17 protein-coding genes are annotated in these 17,256 nt (G+C 64.2%); 9 read left to right on the top strand and 8 right to left on the bottom strand.

Going from position 1 to position 17,256, the window contains the following annotated elements; translation table 11 throughout:
- Positions 1-59 precede the first annotated feature (59 nt).
- The 4 genes from YM304_RS07280 to YM304_RS07265 all read right to left on the bottom strand — a co-directional run bounded on the left by YM304_RS07280 (position 60) and on the right by YM304_RS07265 (position 4,091).
- Positions 60-1,025 (bottom strand): hypothetical protein, encoded by a 966-nt coding sequence (locus YM304_RS07280; protein WP_041298099.1) that lies wholly within the window; start codon positions 1,023-1,025, stop codon positions 60-62.
- Between the two features lie 161 nt (positions 1,026-1,186).
- Positions 1,187-2,260 (bottom strand): WecB/TagA/CpsF family glycosyltransferase, encoded by a 1,074-nt coding sequence (locus YM304_RS07275; RefSeq protein ID WP_051071347.1) that lies wholly within the window; start codon positions 2,258-2,260, stop codon positions 1,187-1,189.
- Positions 2,257-3,468: a glycosyltransferase family 2 protein gene (locus YM304_RS07270; RefSeq protein ID WP_015441010.1), complete on the bottom strand. Its 1,212-nt coding sequence runs from the start codon at positions 3,466-3,468 to the stop codon at positions 2,257-2,259. Before YM304_RS07270 ends, YM304_RS07275 begins: the two co-directional genes overlap by 4 nt.
- Positions 3,469-3,533: 65 nt before the next feature.
- Positions 3,534-4,091 (bottom strand): serine O-acetyltransferase, encoded by a 558-nt coding sequence (locus YM304_RS07265; protein WP_197536940.1) that lies wholly within the window; start codon positions 4,089-4,091, stop codon positions 3,534-3,536.
- Positions 4,092-4,161: 70 nt separating this feature from the next.
- Here YM304_RS07265 and YM304_RS07260 point away from each other — a divergent pair, with 70 nt between their 5' ends.
- Genes YM304_RS07260 through YM304_RS07230 form a run of 7 tightly spaced genes read left to right on the top strand, consistent with a single transcriptional unit; the run spans position 4,162 to position 11,173 of the window.
- Complete coding sequence (locus tag YM304_RS07260; protein WP_015441008.1) at positions 4,162-4,728, top strand: acyltransferase; 567 nt, start codon at positions 4,162-4,164, stop codon at positions 4,726-4,728.
- A gap of 23 nt (positions 4,729-4,751) precedes the next feature.
- A complete protein-coding gene (locus tag YM304_RS07255) occupies positions 4,752-5,774 on the top strand; it encodes a Gfo/Idh/MocA family protein (protein ID WP_015441007.1) in 1,023 nt (340 codons plus the stop codon).
- Positions 5,771-7,075 (top strand): acyl-CoA dehydrogenase family protein, encoded by a 1,305-nt coding sequence (locus YM304_RS07250; RefSeq protein ID WP_083908255.1) that lies wholly within the window; start codon positions 5,771-5,773, stop codon positions 7,073-7,075. The genes YM304_RS07255 and YM304_RS07250 overlap by 4 nt, the downstream gene beginning before the upstream one ends.
- Positions 7,072-8,175, top strand: a complete 1,104-nt coding sequence (locus YM304_RS07245; protein WP_015441005.1) for a DegT/DnrJ/EryC1/StrS family aminotransferase — start codon at positions 7,072-7,074, stop codon at positions 8,173-8,175. The genes YM304_RS07250 and YM304_RS07245 overlap by 4 nt, the downstream gene beginning before the upstream one ends.
- A gap of 12 nt (positions 8,176-8,187) precedes the next feature.
- Complete coding sequence (locus YM304_RS07240) at positions 8,188-9,177, top strand: NAD-dependent epimerase/dehydratase family protein (protein ID WP_015441004.1); 990 nt, start codon at positions 8,188-8,190, stop codon at positions 9,175-9,177.
- Entirely contained in the window at positions 9,174-10,325 is a 1,152-nt protein-coding gene (locus tag YM304_RS07235; protein ID WP_015441003.1) for a DegT/DnrJ/EryC1/StrS family aminotransferase, read from the top strand. The genes YM304_RS07240 and YM304_RS07235 overlap by 4 nt, the downstream gene beginning before the upstream one ends.
- A complete protein-coding gene (locus YM304_RS07230) occupies positions 10,322-11,173 on the top strand; it encodes a leucyl/phenylalanyl-tRNA--protein transferase (RefSeq protein ID WP_041298097.1) in 852 nt (283 codons plus the stop codon). Before YM304_RS07235 ends, YM304_RS07230 begins: the two co-directional genes overlap by 4 nt.
- On the opposite strand, the gene YM304_RS07225 is transcribed toward YM304_RS07230, so the two are convergent.
- Positions 11,134-12,189, bottom strand: a complete 1,056-nt coding sequence (locus YM304_RS07225; RefSeq protein WP_015441001.1) for a GNAT family N-acetyltransferase — start codon at positions 12,187-12,189, stop codon at positions 11,134-11,136. The two genes, YM304_RS07230 and YM304_RS07225, sit on opposite strands and share 40 nt — an antisense overlap.
- Positions 12,190-12,308: 119 nt before the next feature.
- On the opposite strand from YM304_RS07225, the gene YM304_RS07220 reads away from it, so the two are divergent.
- Entirely contained in the window at positions 12,309-13,367 is a 1,059-nt protein-coding gene (locus tag YM304_RS07220; protein ID WP_015441000.1) for a GNAT family N-acetyltransferase, read from the top strand.
- On the opposite strand, the gene YM304_RS07215 is transcribed toward YM304_RS07220, so the two are convergent.
- A complete protein-coding gene (locus tag YM304_RS07215; RefSeq protein ID WP_015440999.1) occupies positions 13,324-14,055 on the bottom strand; it encodes a class I SAM-dependent methyltransferase in 732 nt (243 codons plus the stop codon). The genes YM304_RS07220 and YM304_RS07215 overlap by 44 nt on opposite strands.
- Before the next feature lie 149 nt (positions 14,056-14,204).
- Between YM304_RS07215 and YM304_RS07210 the strand changes: the two genes are divergently transcribed.
- Positions 14,205-14,924: a hypothetical protein gene (locus YM304_RS07210; RefSeq protein ID WP_154723349.1), complete on the top strand. Its 720-nt coding sequence runs from the start codon at positions 14,205-14,207 to the stop codon at positions 14,922-14,924.
- Positions 14,925-14,969: 45 nt separating this feature from the next.
- On the opposite strand, the gene YM304_RS07205 is transcribed toward YM304_RS07210, so the two are convergent.
- Together YM304_RS07205 and YM304_RS07200 are read right to left on the bottom strand one after the other, a co-directional pair.
- On the bottom strand, positions 14,970-16,037 hold the full coding sequence (locus YM304_RS07205) for a glycosyltransferase (RefSeq protein WP_015440997.1): 1,068 nt from the start codon (positions 16,035-16,037) through the stop codon (positions 14,970-14,972).
- Positions 16,034-17,152, bottom strand: coding sequence for a glycosyltransferase family 4 protein (locus tag YM304_RS07200; protein ID WP_015440996.1), 1,119 nt, complete (start codon positions 17,150-17,152; stop codon positions 16,034-16,036). Before YM304_RS07200 ends, YM304_RS07205 begins: the two co-directional genes overlap by 4 nt.
- Between the last annotated feature and the right edge of the window lie 104 nt (positions 17,153-17,256).

The raw sequence follows: 17,256 nt of genomic DNA, 5'->3' as shown, positions 1-17,256 counted from the left end.
ACTTCCGATTCAGTCTCCATGCTCGCCCGCACCTCCGCCGTCCGGGGGACCTGTCGCGGTCAGGAACCCAAGCGCGACGCGAGCGCCGACCGAGTGGGTTGCGACTTGCGTTTCCACGGCAAGCGCCGAGGAGGGCGCAGGGCCTTGATACGTGGCACAGCGGCCACGACGTGGGAGCCCGTAGCCGTCTCGACGTCACCCGCTGTCTGCACTGAGTCGTCGAGACGTGTCGAGAGCAGCAGCGTGGCCGCCGCCAGCACCACGCCCAACATGAAGAATGCTCCGAGCAGCAGGATCTGCGTCGACGAGGTCGATTCGGGTTCGAGCGGAACCTGTGGCGGATCGATCATGACGAGTGTTTTTCCGGCCTCGCTCCGCGACTGGATGACGCTGAGCTGAGACGCCTCGATCGCCGCCGACGAATCATCGATCTGCGACTGAGCGTTGATCACACGATCGTTCAGTCGGCTGAGTTGCAACTGATCGGACAGCGGGAGTTCGGCATCGGCGGCGAGGACGGGCAGCGAACGGACGAAGGCGTCGTAGGCGAGACCGGCATCGGCGGCCTGCGCGGTCGCCTCGGCCAGTCGGTCTTCGTAGAAGTCGACGGCGGCCTCAGCGTCCTCGGAGACGGTCGTGAGCACGAAGTCGAGATACTGCTCGATCGTGACGGCGACGAGCACGGCAGTGGTCTCCGGATCGCTCCACGTCGCCTCGATCGTGAGGAGCGTTTCGCCGATGTCGCGGGCGAACACCCTCGACCTGATGTCGTCGAGGAGCAGTCCGCCGGCCTCGATCGACTCCGTGAGCCCGGCCGCCTCGGCGATTCGTTCAATGAAGGCATCGGTTTGCAGACGTTCGTTGATCAGCCGAGCGGTTCCGCCGGCCGGCGACTCGAAGAAGTCGATGGACGTACCTCGGACTTCTTGACCTTCGACGAGTGGGTTGCTCGAGGCACTCAACGTGCCGGTTGCTTTGTATGGCGCCGTGACCCGGCCCGCCAGCACCACGCCGATCGCGAGCATGAGGACGATCGGCAGCGCGAGGAGATACCACCTCTTGAACAGGTTCTCTGAGAGCCTGAGCCAATAGTTCGGCCGGCGCTCAGCGTGCAGATGCGCTCCAGACGTGAGAATATGCCCCTCTTCCACCCGCCCAGGCTACCGCTCGTACCGCGTTCGATCCGTCAGTTCTCGGTCATTTCGCAGATCCATTCCTCACTCTGCGTGGCCATCGCGTACTGCGCTAGGGCCCGACCGACGTTGACGAGTGCGTGTGGTTGCTGCGCCCGCCGCGCCACGCGAACCAATCCGGCGAGCTGTGCCACCGCCCGGATGTCGAGTTCGGCCAGGCCGGCGAGGTCGATCTCCAGCGGTCTCGACTGTGCAATGGCCTCGGCGGCGAGCTGCCATTCGGCAGCGCGTCTGACGGTTGGTGCACCCGTCACCGCGACCGCCTCGCCGACGGTGAATGACAGACCAGAGCCGCCATGTGTTCGACGAGCGATCCGAATGTGACGAGCGGCTCGAGGACCGAAGACCCGAGCGTCTCGCGCGTATCTTCTACCGAGGCGGCCGGGTTCCTGTCCAGCGCGATACGCCCACTCGAGTCCTGCACGGCACATCCACTCAGGGGCACGTCGACGGTGCCCCACGAGCATGTCGAGCGAACCTCCGATCCCGATCATCACCGGGTTTCCCAGACGTGCACGATGCGCCGCGATGAAGCGCTCCTGTTTGGGATTACCGAGCGCGACACACAAGATGTCGGCATTTCGCGCCGCGATGTCGTCGAGCACGGAATCGTCGATGTCGCGCACGTCGCTCATCTGCGGTCCGCTCTCCGCGGTGATGTCGAGACCGGGATGACGGCTGCGGAGCAGATCAATCGCCCGCGCCGACACGTCTGGCGATGACCCGAAACAGTGGATCCGCCACCCCTCCCGCTCGCCACGCTCGGCGAGCAGAGGCACGAGATCCGAACCAGCGACTCTCTCCGCAACCGGCATGCCAGCAGCAGCCGCCGCCCACACGATCGGCATGCCGTCGGCCAGGTTGGTGTCGCTCCGACGCAACACATCGCCGAGATCGTTCTGGAACAGCGCGTTGACGACGAAATCGACGTTCACGGTCGCGATCTGATGGACCCGATCATCGGCGCGTCCACGCTCGACCAACTCGGCAACCAGATCGAGCGTCGTGGCCATCGTGAGGTCATCGATCGGAACACCGAACAACAACGCGGGTGGTTTGAGCATCATGTCGCTCCTCGTACGGGCGTACTGGTGTCGTTGCGCGTGGTGCGGGTCCATACGACCGATCCGGGGCGGAGCGCCACTCGGGCAAGAAGAGCCAGCTTCCACACGACGAGGCGCGGTGCGGACAACAGTGCCCGGTAGGTCGAACGCGGAGCACCGGCGAGCTGCAACCCGACCAGCACATGGGCGACGATCGCCACCCCGGCTCCGGCTCCGGCGAACGCGTGGAGCCGAGATCGTCGCCCTGCCAGGCCGAGCACGCCGACTGTGGTGGCCACCGCGTTCGCAGCGACCAGCACCGACAACGGTGGGACGAGGTGGTCGGCCACCGCGTCGAGATGAGCAGTCCGATGCCTCGGTCGGGTCGCTGCGGACCTCAGCAGCGGCGGGATGAACGTTCGGGCGACCTGCAGTCGGCCGAGCTCCCATCGTTCGTGTTGCGTGGATGATGACGCCAGGCTCTCCGGCATTTCCGCGGCGACCCCCGCGGTCGGCACGTAGTGCACGACGATTTCGTCGAGCAACAGTTCATTCTGGAGTTCGGCGTCCTCGACCAGGTGGCCCGACCATCGACGGCCGTCGAGAACGTGGCGACGAAAGACCATTCCGTTGCCGTACAGACCACACGACCCTCCGAGTTCGTTGCGGCCGAGGGGGCGCAGATGATGACGACACGCAAGCGCTGCGGCGCGAATCGCCGTGGCGGGCGACGTCGAGTCGTCGAGCACGTCGTAACGCCCCTGTGCAACGTCGGCACCAGCGTCGAGAGCCCTCGCCATCTCGGTCAGAAAGGCCGGATCCACCACCGTGTCGGCATCGACGATGGCGACAGCGTCTGACGGCCCGACCCGACCGAGCAGCCAGTTGAGCGCTGGACCCTTCCCACGTGCTGCCGGATCTGTTCGTTCGTGAACGGTCGCTCCGGCCGAACGAGCGACCGCAGCGGTGTCATCCGAGCAGTTGTCGGCGACGACATGGATCGAGAACGAGGCGCTCGGATAGTCGAGCGCTCGCATGGCGCGAATGGTTCGGTCGATCACGGCACGCTCGTCGTGCGCCGGAACGAGCACGACGAAGACGAGGTCGCCGTCGACCGGGGACGCGTTGACCGAGCGGCGGCTGCGGGCGACGGCTGCAACGCTGAGCAGTGCGAGGTATGCCGAACACGCTCCGACGAACCCACTGACCGCCGCAATGGCGGCGCGACCCACGCCGCCGACGACTCGACACAACAGGCGCGTGGGTACTCGACCAAGCCGAGCCGACTGCGATCGATTCAACGTGTTGCCGTTCGCGTCCGTACGGTCTCGGCCGGATTCCCGACCGCCGTCGCTCCGGCAGCAACATCGTCGAGAACCACCGCGTTCGCTCCGATCCGCGCCGCTGCACCGACAGTGATCCCACCCAGAACTCGGGCGCCGACACCGAAGAATGTGTCGTCACCGACGATCGGCCAACGGTTGTCGGTTCGGGTTCCGAACGTCACTTGGCCGATGATGGTGACGTTCGTGCCGATGTCTTCGGCGACCAGGACGCAGCCGACGGGATGCGCGATGTAGAGACCCCCGCCGATCGGCGTTCCGGGTGTCAGTTCGAGGCCGTACAACCGGAGGAGGCGCCGCTGGATCCAGCTCGGTACGCCGCGCACGCCCGAACTGGCGAGCGCAGACGCGAGCCGGAACCACGCCATCGCTCGCAACGGCGGGTGCCGTACCAGCAGCTTGGCGATCACCCGCCCGCTGAGCGTCGAGACCGGAACGATTTCTTGAGGGCGCACCCATCGGGCAGCGTCCATCATGAATCGGTCGACGGCATCTCGAATCGATCCACTCACGATCGGCAGTTTGCCATACTGTTGCCGTGGCCCCACGCCCAGATGGGCCAGGAGCAGTGAGAGGAATTCTGTGCAGCGAATTCATGAGACCGCGCATGTCGAGGACGGCGTCGAGATCGGCGACGGGACGGCGGTCTGGTCGCACACGCAGATTCGACCCGGTGCCCGCATCGGCCGGAACTGCAACATCGGCCGCAACGTCTTCGTCGACACGGACGTGTCGATCGGCGACAACGTGAAGATCCAGAACAACGCATCACTGTTCGAGGGAACGACCCTCGAATCAGGCGTCTTCGTCGGACCGCACGTCATTTTCACCAACGATCGCGTTCCACGCGCGATCACACCGGCAGGCGACCTCAAGACGGCCGACGATTGGGAACTCGGAAGGATTCTCGTCCGCTACGGCGCCGCGATCGGCGCTGGAGCGACGATCATCACGGGTACCGAGGTCGGCCGATGGGCGATGATCGGCTCGGGTGCCGTCGTGACGCACGATGTGCCCGATTACACACTGATCATCGGAAACCCAGGTAGAGTCGCGGGGTATGTGAGCGCGGCCGGGCGTCGCTGTGACTCACTCGACATGGCGGTGACGCTCAGTGAATCGGAAGCACAGCGTGTCACCGGTTCATGAAACATCGGACGGGGAACTCGCGCATGGTCAACATCGCTGTCATCGGGTACGGATACTGGGGTCCAAACCTCGTCCGGAACTTCGCCGCAACCGGCGGAGCGTCGGTCACCGTCGTCTGTGATCAAAACCAGGCTCGCCTCGACGAGATCAACAAGATCTATCCAGCGATTCGTACCTGCACCTCGGTCGACGAAGTCTTTGGAGCCGATGATGTCGAAGCCGTCGCGATCGCCACTCCGGTCACGTCGCACTTCGACCTTGCTCTCGGTGCACTTGAGAGCGGGCTGCACGTTCTGGTCGAGAAGCCGATGACATCGACCAGCGACGAGGCGAAGAAGCTCATCGAGGTCGCCGACGCCGCCGGACTCACGCTGATGGTCGATCACACCTTCGTGTACACCAGCGCCGTTCGCAAGATCCGTGAACTCATCGATGACGGTCGCCTCGGCAAGTTGCACTACTTCGATTCGGTCCGCGTGAACCTCGGTCTGTTCCAGAGCGACGTGAGTGTCGTGTGGGACCTCGCGGTCCACGACCTCTCGATCATGGATCATCTTCTGAATCGGTCGCCGAAGAGCGTGTCGTGCACGGGCGTCGCACACGTTGCGGGCCAACCCGAGAACATGGCGTACATCACCTGCATGTTCGACGACGATCTGATCGCCCACTTCCACGTGAACTGGCTCGCTCCCGTCAAAGTTCGCCAAACGCTCATCTGCGGTTCAGAACAAATGATCGTGTACGACGACGTCGACATGAGTGAAAAGGTCAAGGTCTACGACAAGGGCATCATTCTCGACGACGACGCGAAGTACCAGCGTCACGTCGGCTATCGCACGGGAGACATGTGGGCCCCACGCCTCGACAACGTCGAGGCGCTCGCGCTCGAAGCGCAACACTTCATCGAGTGCATCGAGACCGGAGCGACACCGCTGTCCGACGGCCACGCCGGCCTCCGAGTGATCGAGATTCTCGAAGCCGCCGCGGCCTCCATGGTCAACGGCGGGACGCCGGTCTCGCTACCGGGGAACGGGTCACACCGATGAGCACGTTGCCTCGACGAGTCTTCGATCGGATGCCCAACAAGGCACAGGACGCGGTCCGTCGCGCCGCTGGGAAGACGAACGGATCTACGCCGCCGTCGAAGCCCCTCGCGTCCGGGTTGCGGGTCGGCAACCAGGCCATTCACGAGGTGAGGCGAACGCCCGAAGCCGATGACGCAACCGACGCGTGGCTCGACAAGGTCGAATCGATCGCCGAACTCGCCGTCGAGCACCGCGATCGCGGCGAGGCCGATCGCCGCATGCCTCCCGAACTCAACGACGCATTGCGTGCTGCCGGATTCGCACGCATGATGGTCCCACGCCATGCGGGAGGCGAGCAGGAATCGCTCACGACGGCCACCCGCGTCGTCGAAGAACTCGCCCGCCTCGACGGGTCCCTCGGATGGGTCGGCTGGGTCACGATCGGCCACGGACGGCTCGCCGATCTGATGTCGACCGCCGCGACATCCGCCGTCTACGACCACGGTGAAGGCGTCGTCGCCGGCAGTATTCTGAACACCGGAACGGCGACCCGGGTGCCAGGCGGCTACCGCCTCACCGGACAATGGTCGTTCGCCAGTGGTTGCCACGGAGCCGACTACTTCCTCACGGGCGGATCCGTCGTCGAGGACGGCAAGAAGGTGATCATCGACGGTGAACCGCTCTTGCTCGCGCTGCTTCTCCCCCCATCCGAATGCGAGATCCTCGACACCTGGCACACGACCGGGCTCAGTGGGACCGGGAGCCACGACATCCGTGTCGACGACGTCTTCGTCGCCGACGAGTTCACGTTCCGCGCCGATGGGGTCTGGCAGGTGCTCGACAGTGACGGCGTCGGCTACGGTCGGCCCTACAGCGAGTACAGCCCTCCGATGATGGCCGCCGTCGCACTCGGGATCGCACAGCACGCGATCGACGAGTTCAAGGCCATGGTCGAGTTCAAGAACCGCCAACAGGAGATGCACTGGATGGCACGCCTCCCGAACACCAACGCCGCGCTCGGTCGAGCGGAGGCCACAGTGCAGGCAGCCCGCTCGTTCTTGTACGAGAACGTGCGACTTCTCGCGAGCCTAGAGCCGGGCGACGCCGCCATGGGACTCCAGTCGCAGATGGTGGGTCGGTACGTTGCCGAACAGTCAGCCGTCGTCGTCGACGACCTGTACGAAGCCGGTGGCGGGTTCTCGATCTACAAACGCAATCAGATCGAGCGCTGTTTCCGTGACGTGCGCATGGTCACGCATCACGGACTGATCTCGTCGGTGACCTACGGCAACGTCGGCCAGGCGATGACGAGCGGCTCATGAACGTTCCCTACGCCGACCTGCGAGCGCAGTATCACTCGATCAAGCCCGAGATCGACGAGGCTGTCCTCCAACTCCTCGACAGCACCCAGTTCGTGCTCGGCAGCCGTGTCGCCGCATTCGAAGACCTCTTCGCTCCCTATTGCCATGCGGCGCACGCAGCGGGTTCGAGCTCGGGGACCTCAGCGCTCCACCTCGCGCTTCTCGCTCTGGGCGTCGGCCCGGGTGACGAAGTGATCACGACCCCGCACACCTTCATCGCAACGGCAGCGGCGATCGGCTACTGCGGAGCCCATCCGGTCTTCGTCGACATCGATCCCGTCTCGTTCAACATCGATGTCAGCAAGATCGAGCCGGCGATCACACCGAACACCAAGGCCATCGTCCCGGTTCATCTGTACGGTCAACCGGCCGACATGGACCCGATTCTCGAGATCGCAACGCGTCGCGGCCTCGGCGTCGTCGAAGACGCGGCGCAGGCGCACGGCGCCGAGTACCGGGGGCGTCGCGTCGGAAGCATCGGCGATCTCGGATGTTTCAGCTTCTACCCGGGCAAGAACCTCGGAGCCTACGGCGAAGGCGGCGCGGTCACGACCAACAGCGCCGAACTCGACGAGGCCGTCCGGGTCCTCCGCGACTGGGGTGCCCGCGAGAAGCATCATCACGAGGTCAAGGGATTCAACTATCGACTCGAAGGGATCCAAGGTGCCGTCCTCGCCGTGAAGATGGCGCACATCGAACGGTGGACCGAGGCTCGGCGTGTGGTTGCGGCACGGTACGACGAGTCGTTGGCGGGCAGCGCGGTCGTCACGCCACACGCACTCCCCGATCGTCGCCACGTGTACCACGTGTACTCGGTTCGCTCCGACGATCGCGACGCTCTCGCCGCACACCTCTCCGCCGACGGCATCGCTTCGGGCATCCACTACCCCACGCCCGTGCATCTCCAACCAGCCTTCGCCGAATTGGGGCACGGGCGAGGCGATTTCCCAGAAGCCGAAGCGGCCGCTGCTTCCATCCTCTCCCTCCCCATGTATCCCGAGATGCCTGTCGAGTTCCAAGAACGTGTCGCCGAATCAATCCACGCCTGGTCGGCGAAATAGGACAACGTCATCATGAAGACATTCGACAAAGTCGTGCTCACCGGCGGCGCCGGCCTCATCGGCTCACACATCGCGGATGGGCTCGTCCGACTCCAGAACGACGGCGCCTGCAATGAGATCGTCGTGTTCGACAACTTCACTCGCGGCCGCCTCGACAACCTCGACGACGCGCGATCGATCGGTGACGTCACCATCGTCGAAGGCGACGTCAGAGATACCAACGCGCTGAAGGCCGCATTCGACGGCGCCGACCTCGTGTTCCACCTCGCCGCCATCCGGATCACTCATTGCGCCGAGGATCCACAACTCGCCCACGACGTACTCGGTACGGGAACCTTCAACGTTGCACAGGCTGCAGCCACCGCGAACGTCGACCGGGTCGTGCTCTCGTCGAGTGCATCGGTCTACGGGATGGCATCGCAGTTCCCGACGACGGAAGACCACCATCCGTATGGGAATCGCACGCTCTACGGCGCACTCAAGACATACAACGAAGGTCTGTTCAGATCGTTCAACGACATGTTCGGCCTCGATTACCTCGCGCTCCGGTACTTCAACGTGTTCGGACCTCGCATGGACGTTCACGGCAAGTACACCGAGGTGCTGATTCGCTGGATGGACCGCATCATGAACGGCGAGGCGCCGATCATCTTCGGTGACGGGACTCAGACGATGGACTTCGTCGATGTGCGTGACATCGCGCGGGCGAATCTGCTCGCTGCGCAATCGTCGATCTCCGACGAGGTGTACAACGTCGCCAACGGCACCGAGACCAGTCTCAACGACCTTGCACGATCGCTCGCCTCGGTCATGGGGAGCGACCTCACACCGGAGTACGGACCAGAGCGATCGGTGAACCCCGTTCCTCGACGTCTCGCCGAGGTCGACCGCGCTGCCGACGAACTCGGGTTTCGCGCGGCGATCGATCTCGAGTCCGGACTGCGCGACCTCGTCGAATGGTGGACCTCGGTCGCCGAGATCGACGGAGACGCTCGTCGATGACCGACGCCTCGCGAAGCGTTCCGCTCCTCCGCCCGTTGATGGGCGACGAGGAGGCCGACGCGGCGCGCCGGGTCATCTTGTCCGGCTGGATCACCCAGGGACCGGAGGTCGCTGCCTTCGAAGACGACTTCGCTGACTACGTCGGCTCGCAACATGCCTGCGCTGTCAGCAACTGCACCACAGCGCTTCATCTCGCGCTCCTCGCCGTCGGTGTCCAACCCGGCGACGAAGTGATCACGGTCAGCCATTCCTACATCGCCACCGCCAATGCGATTCGCTATTGCGGGGCCGAGCCGGTTTTCGTCGACATCGAAGCCGACACGAAGAACATCGACCCGGCCTCGATCGCTGCGGCGATCACCGACCGAACGTCCGCTGTGCTCTGCGTTCACCAGGTCGGCATGCCGTGCGACCTCGCCGCCGTTCTCGACGTCACGAACGCCCACGATCTTCCGCTGGTCGAAGATGCGGCCTGTGCGATCGGCAGCGAGATCCTGTGGAACGGCACGTGGGAGAAGATCGGTCGCGCCCACGGCGCGATCGCGTGCTTCTCGTTCCATCCGCGCAAGGTGATGACCACGGGCGATGGCGGCATGTTGACCACCAACGACTCGTCGTACGACGCTCGGTTCCGATTGCTCCGGCAACACGGCATGAGTGTGAGTGACCGCGAGCGTCATGCGGCGACCGACATCATCTTCGAAGAGCACTCGGTCCTCGGATTCAACTACCGGATGACAGACATCCAGGCATCGATCGGACGGGAACAACTGAAGCGGATGGACGGCATCATCGCCGAGCGACGACGCCTCGCTGCGCTCTACGACATGCTCCTCGCCGACATCGAGGGCGTCACGACACCGATCGAGCCCGACTGGGCGCGCAGCAACTGGCAGAGCTACCTCCTCGGCCTTCCCGACTGGGCCGACCAACGCGAGTTCATGCAGGGTCTCCTCGATCGAGGCATCGCCTCTCGACGCGGCATCATGTGCTCGCACCGCGAACGCCCCTACGAGGGCGAACACGATCTCCCGGTGTCAGAGTGGGCCCAGGATCGCCACGTCGTCCTCCCGCTCTTCCCGACGATGCATGACGACGACGTTCGAGCCGTGGTCGATGCTGTCGGTTCCACGCTCGACGCACGATGACCACCGAAGCCTCGCACCGAACGCTGTCGCAGGTCACAGCGTTGATGCGACGCAAGGCTCGAGGGGCTCGTCGTCGCCTGCTCGCGAAGCGCGAGGGCGCTACCGACCTGTTCTGGAGAAGCACCGTCGTCGGCTCGGCGACTCGGAAGCTCGGAGCCGACGAAGTCGTGAAGATCGCGATCGGCCACAGCGGTGACGCAGACGTCGCCGCACGCCGCTCGATCCGCCGCCTCAGAGAGCACCTTCCGATCGACGGTCTCGACATCCTCCCGAACCACCTCCAGGGTCTCGTGTTGCTCGGCAACACGGCGCGAGACGGCGGCCATGAATGGCAGGAATACGACCGACGAGCCGTCATTTCCAGAGCATCGGCACATCTTCCGAGGTCCGCTCGAAGAGCACTTCGCCAAACCGATCTCGACATTCGGATCACCAGCGACGTCGAGCCGATCATCCGTGCATGCCGACGGGAGTGGGAGAGTTGGATCACCGAGGACTTGATCGATTCGTACGTCGATCTCGCCAACCGGGGCGTGTGCATCGGAGTCGGGGCGTACCGTGACGACGACCTCGTCGCCGGAATCTGGGGACTAGTGGTCGGACGATGCTTCACCGGCATGAGCACATTCCACACTGAGCCGGGCGCCGGAACCGTCGTGTTCGCATGGCTTGTCAACGAGGTGATCGAACAGCGAGAACTGGTGTCGATCGACGTGGGCGAGGCGACACCGCACGTCATGAACTACGGCGTGTACGAGATCTCGCGTGAGGACTTTCTCCGCTACTTGCAAGCTCGTCTGGGCACCGATCAGGCCTCGGCGGTGGAGCTCCCGGCGCCGCCTTCCTGACCGCCGCGAGCGCGAACGCGGCCGAGCGCTGCCTCGCCGAGTTCGCGGACGCCGCGTATCGATCGCATTGCGGGCGAGACGTAGCTCCAATAGCGCAAGGGCACCTCCCTCGTGTTGAAGCGCTGCTTGTACCTCACGACCCCCGGGTGGTCACCGGTGGTGTTGAGATCGTAGAACTTGTATCCGCGAGCAGCGGCGTCACGAGCCACGTCCACGTCGGCCACGGGCATCACCTGATGGTTCAGGAACTCTCGTCGGGCGCTCCCGTGCCACAGCGTCGCGTGCTGGTTCCAATAGAAGACGAGACGACCTCCGACAGGTTCCCCGTCGACGCTGATCAGCCACAGCTTGATGTTCTCCGGATGCCGAGTGGCGAGGTCTTGAATCGTTTCGAACACGGTCCAGCCGTAGCCGTATCCATCGTCCTCCCCCCATCGGTCCACGGCGTCGCGGTACGCGTCGAAGTGAGTCCGGTACGACTCGACCGTCGTCGCTTCGGCGATGGTGACACCCTTGCGGAGGCCGCTGCGGTAGTGCTCGCGCAGCCGCTTCTGAAACCCGGAGAAGACCTGCTCGAAGTCTTCGTCGAGATCGATGACCCACGCCGGTTCGTCACGATCGACGGACCACCCCTTGCCACCATCGGAGAGCTGCGCCGGACCCGGCAGTGGGCTCTCCAAGTAGTCGAACGCGAGCACCGTCCGCCCGAGTACTTGCGCAGCGATCTCATCGAGTTCTGCCGCCGAGACAGGCCCTGTAGCGATGAGCCCGCCATAGCACCCTTCGGCTGTCGACGTCAGCTTGCGGAGCGGCCCGAGGCGCTTTGTCGCAACTGCGGGGAGCACGGCTCGAACTCCGGAATCGAGTTCGAATCCGACCGTGGCAGCCTCATCGGCGCGAAACGACGAGACCGCGATCTCCTGCCAGATCGGAGTGTGAAAGAACGTCGCAGCGGGCGACTCCTTCGCAACGTCCGTCCACCACGCCGTGTCAACGTCCCGAATCAGTTTGACCACGACTGCACCTCCGTCACGTTGACCAGGCCCCAGCACCCATCGCAGCAGGCTACCGAACGGCGCCACGAAGGAAGCCGCGAACCCTAGTGCAAGCAATCAGACTGGCTATCGTGCCGTGAATGGCGTCGCTGAAGCGTTTCAAGGGCGACCTCGCTCGACGGTACGACCGCACGCTGGAGCGCCTCGCGAGAATTCCTTACCGCCGCGGTGGTGTGCGCATCAAATGGTTCGACGATTGGCCAGACGAACTCGACGAAGCGCTCGTGGACATCGGTGTCCGCGACGAGTTCGGGGTCGATGCCCACCGAATCGCAGCACAGCCTCGCGACGGCGTCAAGAAGCTCCATGCGATCGTCACTCGACATCGCGAGCCGATTGCGGTGATCTCGCTGCGCCGACGCGGCACCTTCTGGGAGCCGGTGACCGCGCAGTGCTTACCCGAGCCGACGTTTGCTGCTCGAGCAGGTGAGCTCGGTTGCGCACTTCGGGCACTCGGCATCGAGATACGCGTCGAGGCTTCCCAAGGATGGGGCGAACGTCACGGCGCAGACGAACGTTGGCCCGAGACCTCATTCGTCGCCGATATCGCGCCGCCAGCCGACTATGAAACGCACTGGCGCTCCTCGTCCCACTGGAAAAAGGTGCGGTCCGCCAGGAATCGAACAGCCGACTTCGAACTCGCCTACGACGATGTCGGCGACCTCCGCTGGACGGTGGATCGATGGGAAGCGAACTGGCGAGACGATTCTCATCAGGCTGCCGTCGCCGCGGCCGATCGCATCGCCGTTTGGACGCATCTGCTTGCGAACGGCCAGGTGCAAACGGTGAGTCTCCGAGAGAACGGCGTACCGATCGCTGGGGCGGTCAACGTTGCGGTCGGCTCACGTTTGACCGGGCAATGCATCGCCCGAGACCTGGACCACCCGGCGAAATCGTCTGGTCATCGTGTCATCGACGCCGGGTTCGAACATGCCCGGGCCGCGGGCTTTCAGACGTTCGATCTCGGAGGATCGGTCGGGTACAAGAGTGCCTGGGCCCCGCCTGGCGAGGTTCGTTCTGTCGCCGTCTTCGAGCCGCGCTGGCGCCGAGCTCCAGGTCAGCTACGCCGGCTCGGTGAAACGAGCCGCCGTCGATTCACGAGTCAGACCGACGCCCCCGCGCCAGCACCATCAGGTTGAACTGCGGGAAGACCGCAGCGCCCAGGCTCGGGCGAACACGAAACAGCACCCGACGCATCTGAAACGCGAGCCACGACTTGAACTGACCGAACGTGGGCTTCATTCCGGGCAAGTCGAGGTCGTCGGTGAACTCACAATCGATCACGGTGAAACCGGCCGCCTCGACAGCACTCAGTGCCGTTTCCCGCGTGAAGTAGTGGAGATGGCCGTACTGCTCACGCATGTACGACGCCCAGTAGGAGCCGCGCACCACACTCTTCGCACAGACGTCGAGCGGGATGTGAAAGATCGTCAGATCAGATCGTTCGCTCAGTGTCTCGAGAAAACCGAGATAGTCCGGCACGTGCTCGAACACGTCGAGGAGCATCACCAGATCTGCTGGAGACTGCTCGGTCGCCAGGTAGTCCTCCTCGCGAAACTCGATTGCGGGGCCAGCATGCGTCGCCGCCAACTCGATGGCCTGCGGCGAGATGTCGAAACCCACGAACTCGGTCCCGACAGCGAGCAGCGAACTCAACTCATTGATCACTGCGCCGCTGCCACAACCCACATCGTGGACGACGCTTGGCCCGACGCCGTGACGGTCGAGGATCCGCGCGATGTTGGCCGCCTTCCACGGCGCATCGCCAGCGTGCCAATCGGACACTCGATCGAAGTAGGTCCCGTCGGTGTAGATGTTGCTCGTCATGCCCCCGCCTTGATGCTCTGTCCAGAGCTACGGCCCCGAACGATATCGACAACGAGACATCCGATTGTGCGCGTTGTACATATTCGACGGCCGATCCGGGCCGATCGCATTATGCGGTAATCTCCAACCTCGACACGGACGAGAGGCAGGTGAGCGTCATGCAGAGATGGACCATAGAGATTCGACCGCTCCATCTCCTCAACGTCCTCGTCGGCATATCCGGCCTGTTCTTCGTCACACATTCAGTCGCCGTCACCTTGGCCATCGAGCGCGGCATCACCGGACGCGGGTTCATCGACAAAGTGAATCTCGGTATCGACACGGCCATTCCGACCTGGTTCGCGGCGTTGTTGTTGTTTATGTCAGCGGTCGCATTGCTGGTCGTATACCGAACCTCAGCGGCAATCGACCCGCGCAACGGTCGCCATTGGCTCGGACTCTCGGTGATCTTCGCCCTGCTCTCGATCGATGAAGTGGCCGCCATTCACGAATGGGTCGGCGATCAGGGCCTCATCGAGAACCGAACCGGCGTGCTGTACTACCAGTGGGTCGTCGTCGGCATCGCGTTCGTCATCGCAGTCGGACTCGTGTACTTGCCGTTTCTCGCCCGACTCGACCGTCGCTCCCGCAACCTGTTCGTCCTTTCGGGGGCGCTCTATGTCGGTGGAGCAGTCCTGATGGAAATGGTCAATGCAGCGGTGGGGTCAGCCACCGAAGACGGCGAACGAGGACTTCAGTACGCGCTCCAAACGGGTGTGGAAGAACTCTTCGAAATGGTGGGCGCCGCGGTGTTTCTCTACTCCGTTCTCGATGTTCTGGCCCGTCGCAGCGTCTCGGTCCACATCGACGTCGGCGCGGGACAGCGCTGACCCTGCACGGCATCGATGAACCCGCGGATCTCCTCGCGACCGTCGTCAGTCGGGATCTCGTCGAAGCCGAGGATGACGGCGCAGGAAACGGGCCCTCCGCGCAAGTCGTCCCAGAACGAACGGTGGGAACCACGGCCAACGACCCGGGCCGAGTCGGCGGCGGAGCGTGTGGCCCAGCCACGCCGGAGATCGCGTCAGTCCGGGATCCGTGTCGAGAGCGAAGTCGACGAGATCGGATGGGTCGAACTCCGCATCGTGGTCCATCCGCCGACTCGACCGCTCGACCGCATCACGGGCGAGCGCACGCATCGCCAGACGCTCCAGCCGTTCGGATTCGGGTCGGCGGAAGTCGGCGTCGGCGAAGAACAGCCTGAACGCTTCGCGTCGCTGCTCCAGGTCGAGCGCTGCCTCTCCGAAACCGGCCGACATGTTGTCGCCGTGGACTCGGTAGAACGCGTGGGTCGGGCCCGCGACCCGAGCGACGTCGGAGACCGTCGCTGCCCGCAGCCACATATGCAGATCTGACGTGTGTTTGAGACCATGGTGGTACGGCCCGATCTGGCGCTGCACGTCGGTCCGAACGACGATCTCAGGCGAAAACGTGTTGTTCTCACCCGTCGAACACCTGCGGCGCACCCACGTACCGCCGGGAACGATCGAGACAACCGGAGGCGCGACCACCGGACTCGGAGCCACTTCGTCGAATCGGAGCACGTCGCCGTACAGCAGGCCCACCGACGGGTGTGCGGTCAGCACCGACGCCGCCGTGCCGAGCGAACCCGGCGCGAGCAGATCGTCGGCGGACAGCAGGGCGAACCCGAGTCCGTTCGCCCAGTCGACGCCGTCGTTGAACGTCGCGATGTGGCCCTGATTGCGGGCGTGACGCGTGTATTCGACGTTGTCGAACACCCGCACGAGTTCGGCCGCGCGTTCCTGCGAATCGTCCGACGAGCAGTCGTCGACGATCAGCACTCTCGTCGAGACGCCTTGTTGCTCGACCACGCTGCGCACGCAGCTCTCCAGATAGCGCCCGTAGTTGTAGCACGGGATCGCGACCGAGATAACGGTGTCGCTCACGCCCGACGAGGAGCCGGCATCGGTGGCACTGCTCATCGTTTCAGACAGTCCTGGTAGACCGACGTGAGTCGCTCGATGTGAACGCTGAACGAGAAGTTCTCGACCGCATGTGACCGCGCCGCCATCGAGAACGCGATCCGAAGGCCCGGATTCTCGATCAACTGCACGATGGCGTCGGCGAACGCCGACGGATCACCGATTACCGCGACCCGACTCGTCGTCCCCTCGACGATCGCCTCGGTGAGACCCGGGTGGTCGGAGACGACGGTCGGCAAGCCTGCTGCCAACATCTCGAGGAGCGCGAGCGACAATCCTTCGTGCCTCGACGTCATCACCCCGATGTCGAACGAGTGGAGCACCGGTACCACGTCATCGACGGCATCGCGCAGCTCGATGATCTCATCGAGGTCGAGGGCCGTGATCTGTTCTGCCAAGTCGCCGCACAGCTCGCCACTTCCGACGATCAGGCATCTGGCCGATGGAACACGTTCATGTACTTCGGCCATCGCTGCGACCAGCGTCGCGTGGTCTTTCTGCGGTGTCAGACGGCCGAGGGTACCGATGACCAGATCGTCGGTACCGGCTCCGACCGGCGACGCCGGAACGAACCGGTCGACGTCGACGCCGTTGTGGACGCACTGCACCTTGGCCGGATCGCGACCGACCAGTTCGCACTGTTCGGCCGCATCGGATCGCGACACCGTCAGCACGCGTGCGGTCAGACGATCGGTCACGCGCTGAACGATGCCACCGAACGGTGCGCTGCTGTAGGCCGACGGCGAGTTGTGTTCCGTGCGCACCACCGCGCATCGACGCACCAGACGGGCAACGACGGTGTGCATTCGTCCGCCCTCGACTCGAGCGGTGTGAACGTGCACGATGTCAGGGTCGAAACGCCGAATGAGCCGCCCGACAGCGACCAGGTTCAGCATGCGGCGGATCGGCATCGGAAGACGTTGCGTCGTCGTGTTCGGGCGGAGCACCCTGATGCCCATCTTCTCGGCCTCTTCGATCAGGCGTATCGGACTCGTGTGCTCGGTCCCGGCGAATCCGCGCACGAGTATCGCGACGTCGAACTCGTGTGCGAGCGCATCGGCCGAGCGAAGCATCACGTTCTCCAGGCCACCGAACTGATGGCTGTCGTGCACCATCAACAGCCGCCGCTTTGGGAGTGGCCACTCGCTTGTCATTCCAGTCTGCACCCGTCCTCGTTTCATGAGCACATTAGCGATTTCAGCTCAGCTATCGTTGAGAC

Origin of the sequence: Ilumatobacter coccineus YM16-304 (assembly GCF_000348785.1) — a bacterium.
Lineage (GTDB): Bacteria > Actinomycetota > Acidimicrobiia > Acidimicrobiales > Ilumatobacteraceae > Ilumatobacter_A > Ilumatobacter_A coccineus.
Note: the sequence above shows the minus strand (reverse complement) of the source record. Positions and strands in the feature narration are given on the sequence as shown.